We start from the raw sequence: 13276 nt of genomic DNA, 5'->3' as shown, positions 1-13276 counted from the left end.
ACAATCTCTCCCACGGGCTCATAGGCACTAGGGTTAGGGGGAGCTCACCGGCTATCTCCCGATGATCAGTCGGGGATCTTCTCCGCTAAGGCGGAGAAGATCAAGACATAAGGGTTAGGGTGAGGGGACGGTATTACGGCTTCTGCTTGCTGGCCTGAATGCTGCGCACCAGGTCATCGATACAGCGCTCAACAACCATATCCACCGCTTCGCTGCGGGTCGTTTCCGTCACTCTGGATAAGCGATCGATTTTGCGTAGCACCGACATTTTCAATGACAGCGACACGGCTTTCTTCTTCTCTTTATCCAGATAGACCCGGCTGACGGTTTCGCTGGTCTTCAGCTCAGAGTTAGCCGCCAGCGCATCTTGCATACGGCGAAACGTTTTCTTGTCTAAATGCCCAGATGCAGTCAACTGATAGGAGTGAGTGGCCTTGCGGTATTTGATCTCCGCCTCGTAGGATTCCCTCAATTCCTTAAGCACGCGTGTCAGGGTTGGCCCCGAGCAGTCTAACTCAGTGATGATCTTGTCTGCGGATACGGGTTTACCCGCACTGAGTAAAATGGCCAGCTTATAGATCCGTGCCTGTCGCGTATTGAGTTGCATGATTAATGACTGCCTGCGTTGATGCTAAACCGGTGGCTTTCCTGAGATGACTCGTTGGCAATTCCATATACCTGAGCGCGCGCCAGGATTTCTGACGCCCAGCGGCGATGGGTTGCGGGTTCGCACATGGTTCCTTGCGATTTAAACACCGCCTGCGAGGAGTTGAGGATCCGCAGCGCATCGGTATGATCGTTGGCCTGCACCATCAACGCCTTTTCGATCTTGCCGATCTGATTCGGGTGGATCGCCGTCTTGCCGACCAGCCCATGGGCGATATCGAGCGCCAATTCCTTATCCATAATCTGATGATCGTCAATATGCTCGCAAACCGGTGCCGTCAGGGCAAAGTCACGTGGGGAAAACACGGCAACCAACATTTTGATCACGTAGCCCATCGGGCCGTCATACAGCGTCAGGTTGCGCGGCCTTCTGAGCGCAACCACGTTCATCAGATCGTTGCCACCGATACGCAGGGCGATGATGCGCCGATAGCACGGGTGGTGATGCAGGGTATTGGCTAACTCACGCATTTGAACCACATCAAACACTTCTTCTGTCTCGAGCGTGGGCATCATGCACAGGTGCGAGTCCTGCATCATGTTCCACCAGTAAGGCAGCGAAGCCAGGGTGAATTTGGGCAGCACAAAGCCGTCCACCGCGCTGAAATCCATGCTCGCCAGCAGCTGTTTACCCATTTCTTTATGGCGAGGCCGTACGAACACCAGCGGCCAGTGGTCATTGCCCTCCGCGGCCTTGGCCTGGGCCAACGTCTGGGTGAGTTCGCGCAGGTTGTCCAGCGCCTGGGGAATATCTTCGTCGCTGACCGCGTCTTCCAGGCAGACGATCAGCGAGCGTAAACCGGCGATCTTGTTATTGAGGATCGTATCGGCGATATCGGTTCTGGTGGCGGGCATATAGAGTGAAGCACCCAGCCGCCAAGGGGAAAGTCGTTGGTTCATTAGAGCACCTTCTTGATAATGGTTACCGCACGGTACTGCCCGATCTCATCACCGACTTCGGTAATGGTCAGCCCCTTTTCGCGTGCCAGATAGACCAGCAGCGCGACGTCGGGATCGTCTACCGCACGGACCAAGACGTGATCCGGTACTCTGCGTAGCACAGCGCGCGTAGCCTCTGCGATCCCTGGTTTAATTCGGTTAATGCTGGCAACCTGATATTTTTCGGCGAGGTGGTTAACCACCTGCTCACTTTGTTGTTTCAGGTAAGCCTTTCTCTCTGCATCCTGTGTGCAGGGCTCAAGCGCCGCTGTGTCTAGCGTGGCGCGATACTGTGCCACGGTATCCACCAGCAGACGGCTGCATTCAAACTGGGCGAGATGATCGCATTGTACACAGCCGTGCAGGCCTTCATTTGACCAGATGGAGCGTGAGATCATGCCGGAAACCGGCGCGCCCATAATGCCAAACGGGATCAGCCAGTCGTCGTCGCTGGCTGCCAGCCACGAACACCCACAGGGATCGGCAAGCACTACCAGGCGGGGCTGGGCAGGATAGCCAGGCCGGTTGTTGAGGGAGCGGATCAGTTCGCCGGTAATGGCTCCCTTACCCGTCCAGCCATCGACAAACACTATTCCTTCGGTACCGTGGCGTGCCTCGATCCAGTCGAGTGCCACCGAGTCGATGCCCCGGTCACGAATGATGCTGATGCCGTAGTGATAAGACTCTTTACCCATGGCCCGCAGCGTTTGCTGGAGCATCACTCCCAGTGGGACACCGGCACGCACCAGGCTGGCCAGAACTATCGGCGTATCGCCGAACCGTTCAATCAGCGCAAGGGCCAGCATCGAGACTTCTTTTGCCAGGCGTCCTGCACCCTGATCGAGTGCGCGGGCAAACAGGTCGAGGTGTGAAGGGGTCGGCTCCGGTTCCTGGCTCAACATTTCCGAGTAGTGACGGGCACCGGACTGGATCAGCTGTTCTTTCTGATCGACCGGCGTCATTTCCATTTCTACCGGTTGCAGCAGAAAGTGAACGTCCTCGGGCAGGTATGAGCCGGAAAAGGGCACAAAATCAGACATATTACTGCTCTCCGAAAATATGGCGGGAGATCGCTTCGGCAAACTGGCTCTGGCGCGGCAGGCCAAACCAGGTGCAAAGCTTCATAAAACGATGATCGCTGAGGCTGTCGCCTAACCCGATAACCGGGAACACGCCGCGTTCAAGGCGCAGTTTTTCCAGCAGGAAGGTCACGGCCAGCCCTTTTTCTACCACGGTCGGCAACCAGGCAACGTTGTTGCTGTTACGGTGGACGTAATAGCCTTCAGTGGGGAATAGCTGCTCAATCTCATCGGCGATGGCGTAAAGCTCGTCCAAGCGGGTGCTATCGCGGTGTTTCATCACCAGATAGACCGGCGTGTCGCCGTATTCATAGTTGATACGCGCCCAGCCATTGATGTTGCGTTCGGCCATCAGCTCGGTGATCTTGCGTTGCATCGCCAGCAGGTTAGCAGCATAAGGTTGCAGTTTTTCCAGCATCAACGCTTGCCATGCCGCGTCCGCTTGCCCTTGTGGGTTGAGGATCACCGCACCGTGCGTGGTAACCGCCCATGACTTGAACGGGATACTCACCCGGGCAATTTCTTCGGTGCCACGTGCGGTTACCGGGATTAGCTCCGCATGTTCCAGCATCCAGTCCACCAGCATCGACTGCTCTTCGGTCATAAAGCTGCGTGGCTCAAGGCTACGATCCAAGGCGCCGGTGCGATACGGGGCCAGGTCGAGTTCATCGACCATCTTGCGGCGTGTCTGGAACAGGGTGTCGTCCAGATCGGAGAAAATGACCGGCTTATTCATAGCTTACGACCTCAACGCTAGGGGCGACCTGTTTTAACGCCTCAATTAACGCGGGATCAACGCTTGCCGCGGGGGTTTCGATGCACAACAGGATACGGTCAAACTGCTGGTGGGCCACGTTGTAGACAAAGTTGGGGATGCCCAGCCCATAGTTATCGCCAAAGGCGATGGCGGACTGGATAGCGAACCCGGTGGCGATTGGCGAACGGGTGGTGGAGCTGAATTTAACTTCGGCCCCCTGTTTTTCCAGGCGTTCAGCCAGCAGGAAGGGCTCCCAGACAAACTCGCTGCTGCCCAGCACCAGCAATTTCTCCCCTGGATGCGTCTGAATATCGCGCCCCAGATCCGCACTTGGCGATGAGATGCCCAAACGGCCCCAGCTTTGTTTACCGGTGATCGGCACGCTGCCGGTGGCGGTAACGTTGACGGCTGGCATCACCGGCACCGGAGCATCGGGATTTTTTTCCCAGTGCCAGTCACCCTGAACCAGTGACACATACTGGATAGGGATTGGGCTGCGTTGGGCGAGGGCGTCGCCGCTCCAGTCGGTCAGCGTAACGGTGATGGCGCGGGCAATGTTGTGTAACCCGGCATCCTGCTGTAACGCCTGGAGCAGGTTGATGAAGGTGTTGCCGGTGGTGGCCTCATCGTCGATCAGCACGACGGTTTTAGCTTCCAGTACGCGTCGGCGCAGCTCGGCATCCTGGGGCAGATAAAGCAGGTGGTCGGTGGCGTGGCTGTGATTTTCTTTGAATTCACACAGCAGCTCGCCCCCTTCTACCGGGTGACGGGTGGAGGTTAGGTATACCGGGTCGCTAACGCTGCCCCGGACTTCGTCAAACACGCCAGCACCGAAGCCGACGGCGGTTTCCGCCATGCCGATAAACAGCACCGGGCCTTGATCACAGGCCGGGAACAGCGCGGCCAATTGCTGATAGACGGCGCGCATGACGCTCGGCTTCACCGGAATATGGCGGCCCAGCACCTTGCTGACGAATAGAAACGCGCGTTTCGGGTTGCGCCTTTCGGCTACGTCAAACAGATCATCCAGCGCGATCGTGCCGCCCGTTGGGGTTACTTTCAGCGTGCCGCAGGACAGCGTGCGGGAATAGGTATTTAGCATGGGTTAGTCCTTCACCAGCAGGTTGTCGAGCTCGGGGTGATATCTGACGACATCGGTAATAGAACGGACGATCGCTGGGGAGAATGCAGATTTAGCCTCATCAATCACTTCCTGCTGGCTCATTACGCCAAGCTTATACAGGGCAAACAGGCCCGGCAGATTGACGCCGCTGAAACGGGTATAGCCGATACCGCCAGACGGGCGCAGGTTGATTTCCAGCAGCACCGGACGCCCGCTGGTGTCGTTGCGGGTTTGCACGTTGACCAGGCCATCGGCCTGCATCGCGGTGGCACAGGCAATAGCCAGTTCAAACGCTTCGCCGTGGTTTTCCAGATATTGCAGCGCCCCTTCTTTTCTACGTGCGACGGCAGCCAGCACGGTGCCCCGATCAACCAACATGTCGACGGAGTATTCAGGGCCAGGCAGGTAAGGCATTAGCACCAGCGGCTCAAACTCGCCAGCGTCCGCCAAAGCACTGAGGTAGCGCTGTGGGTTCACTTTGCGGTTTTCCGGATGGGTAAAGGCGGCCATCGGGCCCACGCTTTCATCAAAACGCCAAAATCCCATGCCATAAATACCCTTCACCGGTTTGACGCACAGCTGCGCGCCAGAGAAAGGGGAACGGCTAATCAGATCGCGCAGCTCGGCCACCGACTCAATGCGCAGAGAGGGGACGACCGGCAACCCATGCCGCTCCATGGCCTGGGCAAATGCCACTTTGTCGTCGGCCAGCTCAAACATGGCCTGGCTGGTGGCACCCGTGGTCAGTGTGACACCGGCAGCCTCGATCTGTTGGCGATGAGCTTCGAACCACTGCGTGTTACGGCCCGTATGGATGGCATTGATGCCGCACTTTTCCACCGTAGACAGAATGAAGGGTAGCCGCTGTTCGTCTTCTTTCGGTTCGAACAAGGCGACGTCTGCCTGGGAGAGGATCTCGTTACGTTCATTACGGTGTGAGGCAACCACCGTCACGGCAGTTTGCTTGGCTTTCACCAATGAAACGATGCCCTGAATAATATCCCGCTGGGAAGATAAACCTTCCATAAGCCACATTTTGAGTGTCATTTTTTGATTTTTACCGTTCAAGGCTTGATGGTTAAAAGGATCGCTGTGGGTTGAGGCCACCCGATGGCGATGTCAATCATAACATGATGTCAGTCTAGAAGTGAAAAGATACGTTGAAAAGTGGCGTAAAATGAATTTTGTAGCCAAAAAGTTACCCTGTGTGATAAAAAATAAATTCATTAAAAATATAGGCTTAACTAATGTAAGCTCGATGATAAGCAAAAATGGGGTTGTGCGTGAACACCATCATGATATGATTTTCTACTCATGGAATTTGGTGTAAAAAAATCACTGTTTTCAATACCAACTTGAAGGAACTTAAACCATGGTGTCATTAACCAAGAACCAGACCGTTTCGCTCAGCAAGCAGTCATCTGCCATCAACCAGCTGCACTTCGGCCTGGGGTGGGATCCGATCAAGAAGAAAGGCGGTCTGCTGAGCAAAATGTTCGGCGGCGGCAGTGATGCCATCGATCTCGATGCTGGCTGCGTATTGTTGGACAAAGATGGCAATACCCTCGACACCATCTGGTTCCGCCAGCTTAAGTCTCGCTGCGGCGCAGTGGTGCACAGCGGCGACAACCTGACCGGTGAAGGCGATGGCGATGACGAAGTCATCCTGGTCGAGCTGGCAAAACTGCCTGCTCAGGTGGAATACCTGGCCTTTACCGTCAACAGCTTCCGTGGGCAGTCGTTCAACGATGTGGAAAACGCGTTTTGCCGCGTGGTCGATCAGGCCAAAAAGGAACTGGCGCGTTATGAGCTGAAAGAGCAGGGCGCTCATACCGGCATCGTGATTGCTTCACTTCGTCGTAACAATGGCCAATGGGATTTTACCGCGCATGGCAAAGCCTGCAGCGGCAGAACCATTGATGACATGCATGCAGACATCAAAGCTACCGTGGTGCGCTAATGAATATGACTCCGGGGGCCAATGCCCCAGTTCCATCTAAATTATTAACGGTGCGCGTGCTGTCCGGCGCATCGGTCGATGCCTCCGCTTTCCGTCTGTATGCCGATGGCAAAGTGAAGGGCGACGCGGACATGATCTTTTATGGTCAGCCCAAGAGCGATGACGCCACGGTTGCCCTGACCCAAGAAGGTCATAACTCCAACTTCGCGGTTGACGTCAGCCGCTTGCACCCAGACGTGCAGAAAGTCGCCTTTACGGTGACCTGTGAAGGGGCTCAAACCGTCGCTGGCCTGCAACGTTTGCTGGTCCAGATTGAAGCGGATAACGAAGTGCTGCTGGTGGGCACCGTTGAGCTGAATGGCCGCCAGGAAGCCGCCTTGATCCTGGGTGAGCTCTATCGTCGCAACAGCGAATGGAAGTTCCGCTTTATCGCTCAGGGCTTCAACGGCGGGCTGAAACCGCTGGCTGAGCATTTTGGTGTGGATGTGTCGGATGCTCCTGCCCCGGCAGCGGCTCCTGCGCCAACGCCTGCACCGGCCCCAACACCGGAGCCAGCCAAAATCAGCCTGAGCAAAGTGTCGTTAACCAAAGAAAAACCGGCTATCAGCCTGACCAAGCGGGATAACTTTGGGGAAATCCGTATCAACCTGAACTGGCATCGCGGCAGCGGCCCGACGGGTTTACGGGCGATGTTCAGTTCGAACAAGGGCGTCGATCTCGATCTCGGGGCGTTTGTTGAAATGGCCAACGGGGAAAAAACGGTGATCCAGGCGCTCGGTAAGCGTTTTGGTGACTACAACCGCGAGCCGTTTGTCCAACTGCAAGGCGATGACCGCACCGGTGATATCTCGGATGGCGAATGGCTGCATATCAACGGGCGCGAATGGAAACATATTCGCGAAGTGCTGGTGTTTGCCTTTATCTACGAAGGGGTCGCGAGCTGGGATAAGACGGATGGCGTGGTGACGTTGCACGTGCCAGACCAGCCACCGATTGAAACCCGCATGTCGGAAGGCCAGAACAATCGCAACATGTGTGCCATTGCGCGTCTGGTTAACGAGAACGGTAGCATCAAGGTTGAGCGTGTTAACCGCTTCTTTAACGGTCACAGTGACATGGATCAGGCTTTCGGCTGGGGTTTCAGCTGGAGAGCAGGGTCAAAGTAATCAATTTCACAGAGGATTCCACCATGAGTTTTTTCAACAAGGTTAAAGGGGCATTCAATGCCAGCCGCGACGAGCTGACCAAGCAGGTCGGTCGTTTCAAGAACAAAAAGTTCATGCAGGGTACCGTGGCCGTGTGCGCACGTATCGCCGTGGCCAGCGACGGCGTCAGCTCTGATGAAAAACAGAAGATGATTGGGTTCCTCCAGGCATCTGATGAGCTGAAAGTGTTCGAGACTTCTGAAGTCATCGAATTCTTTAACAAACTGATCGCCAGCTTTGAGTTCGATGTCGAAATCGGCAAGGGCGAAACCATGAAGTACATCCTGGCGCTGAAAGATCAGCCGGAAGCGGCCCAACTGGCCATCCGTGTGGGTATCGCCGTAGCCAAAAGCGACGGTGACTTCGACCAGGATGAGCAAAAAGCGGTACGTGAAATCGTGGCTGCTCTGGGCTTTGATGCGGCCGAATTCGGTCTTTAATGTAATATCTTCAGAAGGTTAATATGGTATCCACGCACATCGGCTTCCCGACCGAAACCGTCATTGTTTTCATTGTATTGGCTGTCGGGGCCATTTTTATCGACTTGTTTATGCACCGCGATGACAAGCCTATTTCGCTGAAGAGCGCAGCCCTATGGTCTGTGTTCTGGGTTGCCATTGCGATGGCCTTTGCCGGTTTCCTGTATATCCACCACGGTGCCGAAGTGGCCAGCCTGTTTGTCACCGGTTATGCCTTAGAGAAAGTGCTGTCGGTTGATAACCTGTTTGTCATGATGGCGATCTTCTCCTGGTTCGCCGTGCCGGATCGCTATCGTCACCGCGTGCTCTACTGGGGCATTATCGGGGCTATCGTGTTCCGCGGCATCTTCGTTGCCATCGGTACCGGTTTGCTCAGCCTCGGGCCATACGTTGAAATTGTCTTTGCGCTGATCGTGGCCTGGACGGCGGTGATGATGTTGCGCAGCGGCGATGACGGTGATGAGATCGAAGACTACTCGCAACACCTGGCGTACCGCATGGTTAAACGGTTCTTCCCGATTTGGCCGAAACTGCGGGGCCACGATTTCCTGTTAAGCCAGAAAGAAGTTGATGAAGAGTTGGCTAAACCGGAAAACAAGGATGTGACCATTGGCCGTGGTGCCAAAGCCTGGCGCTATGCGACACCGCTGATGCTGTGTGTGGCCGTGGTTGAGCTGTCCGACGTGATGTTTGCGTTTGACTCGGTACCGGCCATCATCGCCGTGAGCCGTGAGCCGCTGATTGTCTACAGCGCCATGATGTTCGCCATCCTCGGCCTGCGTACGTTGTATTTTGTGCTGGAAGCCCTGAAGCAGTACCTGACGCATCTGGAAAAAGCCGTTATTGTGTTGCTGTTCTTCATTGCGGTGAAACTGGGTCTTAATGCCACCGACCACATCTGGCATCATGGGTACAGCATTTCAGCCACGGCGAGCCTGTTTGTCGTGCTGGGCGTTCTTGCGGTGGGTATTATCGCGAGCGTCATGTTTCCAGGCAAACCCGACGCTGAGGAGAAAAAGGAGAGCTGATCTCCTATCCAGCTGAAATCAATTCGCATAAGTTTAATTTTTTGAGAGGTTAGAACAATGAGTGTTTCTTTATCTAAAGGCGGTAATGTTTCCCTGAGTAAAGCAGCCCCAACCATGAAGAATGTGTTGATTGGTCTGGGTTGGGACGCACGCTCCACCGATGGTCAAGACTTTGACCTGGATGCCTCTGCATTCCTGCTGGCCGCAAACGGGAAAGTGCGCGGTGATGCTGACTTCATTTTTTATAACAACCTGACTTCTTCTGACGGTTCCGTTACCCATACCGGTGACAACCGTACGGGTGAAGGCGACGGCGATGACGAATCTCTGAAAATCAAACTGGATATGATCCCAGCTGATGTCGACAAAATCGTGTTTGTGGTCACTATCCACGATGCGCAGGCTCGTCGTCAGAGCTTTGGCCAGGTATCCGGTGCCTTTATCCGTTTGGTGAACGATGACAACCAGACTGAAGTGGCCCGTTACGACCTGACAGAAGATGCGTCCACCGAAACCGCCATGCTGTTTGGTGAGCTGTATCGCAACAACGCCGAGTGGAAATTCCGCGCGGTAGGTCAGGGTTATGCCGGTGGCTTGGCTTCCGTGTGTGCTCAGTACGGCATCAACGCGTCCTGATCGACAAGCTGGTTAATATGACGGGCAGTACACCACTGCCCGTATCATCCCCTACAAAGCAGGAGCTTTAAAATGGCAGTTTCTCTCGTAAAAGGCGGTAACGTATCCCTGACCAAAGAAGCACCAACCATGAACATTGCCATGGCTGGCTTAGGTTGGGATGCACGTGTCACCGATGGCCAAGGGTTTGACCTGGACGCCTCCGTATTTATGGTTGGTGATGACGGTAAGGTGCTGGGCGACAGCAGCTTTATCTTCTTCAACAACAAGAAGAGTGCCTGTGGTTCCGTTGAGCACCAGGGCGACAACCGCACCGGTGAAGGCGATGGCGATGATGAGCAGGTCAAAATTGAGCTGAGCAAAGTGCCTGCGGAAGTCAAGAAACTGGTTTTCGCCGTCACCATCTATGATGCCGAAGCGCGTAAACAGAATTTCGGCATGGTCAGCAACAGCTACATGCGTATCTTCAACAACGATAACGGCACCGAAATCGCCCGCTTTGACCTGTCTGAAGATGCTTCTACCGAAACCGCGATGGTATTCGGCGAGCTGTATCGCAACGGTGCCGAGTGGAAGTTCAAGGCAGTAGGTCAAGGCTTTGCCGGTGGCCTGTCCGCGCTGGCCTCGCAGCATGGCGTGAATATCTAAGACACTGAATTAGCCCCCTCGCTTCGCGCTCACTTTGGATGAGGGGGCGCTCAAGTTTTGCTGAGATGATCTTCTTTCTTCCCGCAGAGCAGGGGCTTTCAGCTCCCTCTCCCTGTGGGAGAGGGTTGGGGTGAGGGGCCTACCCGCCAATATCCCCGTTATGGAAAAGCTATTTTAACAGGAGGTTATCCTGATGATTTTACAGTCCGGCCAGAATCTGGTGGTCAATGGCACCCAGCTCAACCTGACCCTGCAGTACCCCGCCAACCCTGGTTTTAAGAGTGAGCCTGATACCGCAGTATTCCTGCTGAATGCCGAGGGCAAAGTCCGTGGCGATGCCGATTTTATCTTCTTCAATCAAACCGCTACCCCCAACCGCAGCGTCGTTTTACAAACCACCCACCAAAGCAGCTCTCTCTCGTTAGATCTCAGTAAAATTGACTCCGATGTCAGCAAGATTGCCATCACTTTGGTGATTGATGGTTTGGACGCGATCTCTGGGCTGCAACACTTGAAAATGGATGCGCAGAACGTTGCCCAATACAGCGTAGAAACTCCGGGTCGTCAGGAGAAGGCGCTGATTGTGGCCGAAATTTATCGCCATGCTGGTAACTGGAAGCTGCGCGCGTTGGGGCAAGGGTTTAACGGTGGCCTGGAGCCGCTGGCGTTAAACTATGGCGTTGATGTGGCTCAGCCAGCGGCGCCTGCTACTCCGCCGCCGACCGTCAGCCTGGAGAAAAAACTGCAGGATAAAGCACCGCATTTGGTGAGCCTGGCGAAGAACGTCACCGTCAGCCTGGCTAAATTCAATCTGCAGTCGGTAAAGGCCAAGGTTGCGTTCGTGCTGGATGCTTCAGGATCGATGACCGGGCAGTTCAAAAAGGGCAATGTGCAGGCGGTACTGGATCGCATCGCCGTGCTGGCCGTGCAGTTTGATGATGACGGCTCGATGGACGTCTGGGGCTTTGCCGAAAAACACGCCAAATATCCCGATGTGACGCTGGATAATCTTGATGGCTATATCAAGGCGATCCAGGGCAGCGGCAAGCGCTCAATGTGGGAGATCCTGCCAAAGCTGGGCGGCACCAATAATGAGCCGCCGGTGATGGAGGAGCTGATCGATACGTTTAAGCATAGCGATATGCCGGTATACGTGGTGTTTATTACCGACGGTGGCATCAGCAAAACGCGCCAGATCAAAGAGGCGATCAAGCGCTCGGCCAACTATCCGATTTTCTGGAAGTTTGTCGGCCTGGGTGGCTCGAACTACGGCGTGCTGGAAAAGCTGGATACCTTCACCGATCGCCGGGTGGATAACACCAACTTCTTTGCGATTGACGATTTTGCCACGATGAAAGAAGACCGTTTGTACGATCTGCTGCTGGAAGAGTTTAAAGAGTGGTATGACGCCGCCAAGGCGGACCGGATTATTGTTTAACTTGGCAATTCTAGTTAGTTAAGCAAAAGACTAGCGTGCGGTGATGACCCCTCACCCTAACCCTCTCCCACAGGGCTGAGTGATCCCCAGTAATATGGTCAGCATCCCATGACCATATTACTGTACTCATTCCCTAACTTTTTCAGCATATTAACTATATTCATCCGTCTCACTATTCCCGGTCTGTCTCTCAGGACCTCACCAGCAAGCCTCAGATACGACAGGATCCGCCTCCCTTTCTCACTATTTGCCTGATAATGCCGATGAAGTTGTTTCTTTTCCGCCATATATCCCGTCAGCCACATCACCAGGCTGGCCATCGCTGCCACTACACTCAGAACCGCCAGGCGACCCCAGCCCTGGCTGCGGCTTAGTCTCAGCCCATATCCGAAGCGCGGACTTTTTTCGTCGCGGAAGTTCTGCTCTATCTGCATCCGACGACTGTAGAGGGTCATTATCTGATGAGGCTCCAGGCCTTCAACATTACTGAACAGCAACCACGGTTCCTGAGCGCTACTTCGATGCTCTTTCTCCGTTTTTGACCGTCTGCCTTTTCCGTGACGTCCCGCCGATGGGCGCTTTTGCAGATAAAAGCTACCGTAACAAGGCACCCTCGGCTTACGAGCAAGTACACCGTAACCGACTTTTATGGGGGTGCTCTCCGCCTGCAAGTCACTGATTTTCATCCAGCGGGTGCTTCCTTCCAACTGGAAGCAGACGAGCCCTCTGACCCTGCCCGTAAAACACCAGCCCAGTTGGCTTATGTGCCTGAACCAGTCAGTTCTGAAGCCCGCATCCGTGATTATTGTGACGGGTTTTCCGTCGGGAATGGCCGCGTGGAGACGGTCAAGGAAGGCGCACTGAACCTGGCTGTTTTGTGCCAGCCGGGCGGGCACCACTTCGCTCATCAGAGGGAGGGAACGGCCATTACAGACTAGGCTTGCCCGCAACAGATGCCAGTTTTTGTCATGCCATCCGCTCCAGTCGACAGCAATAACGCAGAACGGCATCAGTGAGGTGATAGACCGGGTAAGCATCTGTTGAATAAGGGGAAGCTCGTGATGAATAGCGGTATTACCGAGTGCTCGATCAACACGCTTAATTTTATTTTTGACGTGAGCCCTGCCTGGAAGCGAACGGCCGAGACTGGTCAGCGTCAAGTCAGCGCCGTTGCAAAGTGCAATGGTCATAGAGATAAGTACATTGATCCGAAAGGAATGGATACCACGTAAAGACGCGGAGAAAAATTTCTGGCAAACTGTTTGTAAAGGCACGATGAGGTCTCTTCTGTTTTGTTAGCGCAACCAGTAGATCACAC

Annotated in this window: 14 protein-coding genes; 7 read left to right on the top strand and 7 right to left on the bottom strand. The window is 54.6% G+C overall.

Annotation, left to right across the window (positions count from 1 at the left end; all coding sequences use genetic code 11):
• Nucleotides 1-133: 133 nt before the first annotated feature.
• From ACMV5I_RS22825 to ACMV5I_RS22800, 6 genes are read right to left on the bottom strand one after another with little or no spacing between them, the layout of a single operon-like run.
• Nucleotides 134-607, bottom strand: a complete 474-nt coding sequence (locus ACMV5I_RS22825; protein ID WP_024485080.1) for an HTH domain-containing protein — start codon at nt 605-607, stop codon at nt 134-136.
• Between the two features lie 2 nt (nt 608-609).
• A complete protein-coding gene (locus ACMV5I_RS22820; RefSeq protein ID WP_024485079.1) occupies nt 610-1566 on the bottom strand; it encodes an HpcH/HpaI aldolase/citrate lyase family protein in 957 nt (318 codons plus the stop codon).
• Entirely contained in the window at nt 1566-2645 is a 1080-nt protein-coding gene (locus ACMV5I_RS22815; protein WP_024485078.1) for a cysteine protease StiP family protein, read from the bottom strand. Before ACMV5I_RS22815 ends, ACMV5I_RS22820 begins: the two co-directional genes overlap by 1 nt.
• Nucleotide 2646: 1 nt before the next feature.
• On the bottom strand, nt 2647-3420 hold the full coding sequence (locus ACMV5I_RS22810; RefSeq protein WP_024485077.1) for a hypothetical protein: 774 nt from the start codon (nt 3418-3420) through the stop codon (nt 2647-2649).
• Nucleotides 3413-4543 (bottom strand): phosphoribosyltransferase domain-containing protein, encoded by a 1131-nt coding sequence (locus tag ACMV5I_RS22805; protein ID WP_024485076.1) that lies wholly within the window; start codon nt 4541-4543, stop codon nt 3413-3415. Before ACMV5I_RS22805 ends, ACMV5I_RS22810 begins: the two co-directional genes overlap by 8 nt.
• Nucleotides 4544-4546: 3 nt before the next feature.
• Nucleotides 4547-5611, bottom strand: a complete 1065-nt coding sequence (locus ACMV5I_RS22800) for an ATP-grasp domain-containing protein (protein WP_202811430.1) — start codon at nt 5609-5611, stop codon at nt 4547-4549.
• Between the two features lie 325 nt (nt 5612-5936).
• On the opposite strand from ACMV5I_RS22800, the gene ACMV5I_RS22795 reads away from it, so the two are divergent.
• The 7 genes from ACMV5I_RS22795 to ACMV5I_RS22765 all read left to right on the top strand — a co-directional run bounded on the left by ACMV5I_RS22795 (nt 5937) and on the right by ACMV5I_RS22765 (nt 11958).
• The gene (locus ACMV5I_RS22795; RefSeq protein ID WP_021181601.1) at nt 5937-6524 is read left to right on the top strand and encodes a TerD family protein; all 588 of its coding nucleotides are present in this window, start codon (nt 5937-5939) and stop codon (nt 6522-6524) included.
• Nucleotides 6524-7690, top strand: coding sequence for a TerD family protein (locus ACMV5I_RS22790; protein ID WP_121608144.1), 1167 nt, complete (start codon nt 6524-6526; stop codon nt 7688-7690). Before ACMV5I_RS22795 ends, ACMV5I_RS22790 begins: the two co-directional genes overlap by 1 nt.
• A gap of 23 nt (nt 7691-7713) precedes the next feature.
• Nucleotides 7714-8169 carry a tellurite resistance TerB family protein gene (locus ACMV5I_RS22785; RefSeq protein WP_202671624.1) on the top strand — a complete coding sequence of 152 codons (456 nt, stop codon included), beginning with the start codon at nt 7714-7716 and terminating at the stop codon, nt 8167-8169.
• A gap of 23 nt (nt 8170-8192) precedes the next feature.
• Nucleotides 8193-9236: a TerC/Alx family metal homeostasis membrane protein gene (locus ACMV5I_RS22780; protein WP_121608142.1), complete on the top strand. Its 1044-nt coding sequence runs from the start codon at nt 8193-8195 to the stop codon at nt 9234-9236.
• Nucleotides 9237-9293: 57 nt separating this feature from the next.
• Entirely contained in the window at nt 9294-9872 is a 579-nt protein-coding gene (terD, locus tag ACMV5I_RS22775; protein ID WP_021807715.1) for a tellurium resistance membrane protein TerD, read from the top strand.
• Nucleotides 9873-9944: 72 nt separating this feature from the next.
• The gene (locus ACMV5I_RS22770) at nt 9945-10520 is read left to right on the top strand and encodes a TerD family protein (protein ID WP_021807716.1); all 576 of its coding nucleotides are present in this window, start codon (nt 9945-9947) and stop codon (nt 10518-10520) included.
• A gap of 193 nt (nt 10521-10713) precedes the next feature.
• Nucleotides 10714-11958 carry a vWA domain-containing protein gene (locus ACMV5I_RS22765; protein WP_414825310.1) on the top strand — a complete coding sequence of 415 codons (1245 nt, stop codon included), beginning with the start codon at nt 10714-10716 and terminating at the stop codon, nt 11956-11958.
• Nucleotides 11959-12056: 98 nt separating this feature from the next.
• Here the strand turns inward: ACMV5I_RS22765 and ACMV5I_RS22760 are convergent, their stop codons facing one another.
• The gene (locus tag ACMV5I_RS22760) at nt 12057-13232 is read right to left on the bottom strand and encodes an IS4 family transposase (protein WP_414825309.1); all 1176 of its coding nucleotides are present in this window, start codon (nt 13230-13232) and stop codon (nt 12057-12059) included.
• Nucleotides 13233-13276 lie beyond the last annotated feature (44 nt).

This window comes from Serratia sp. T13T92, assembly GCF_047530105.1.
Taxonomy (GTDB): Bacteria; Pseudomonadota; Gammaproteobacteria; order Enterobacterales; family Enterobacteriaceae; genus Chania; species Chania fonticola.
This window is presented reverse-complemented; position numbering and strand designations above follow the sequence as displayed.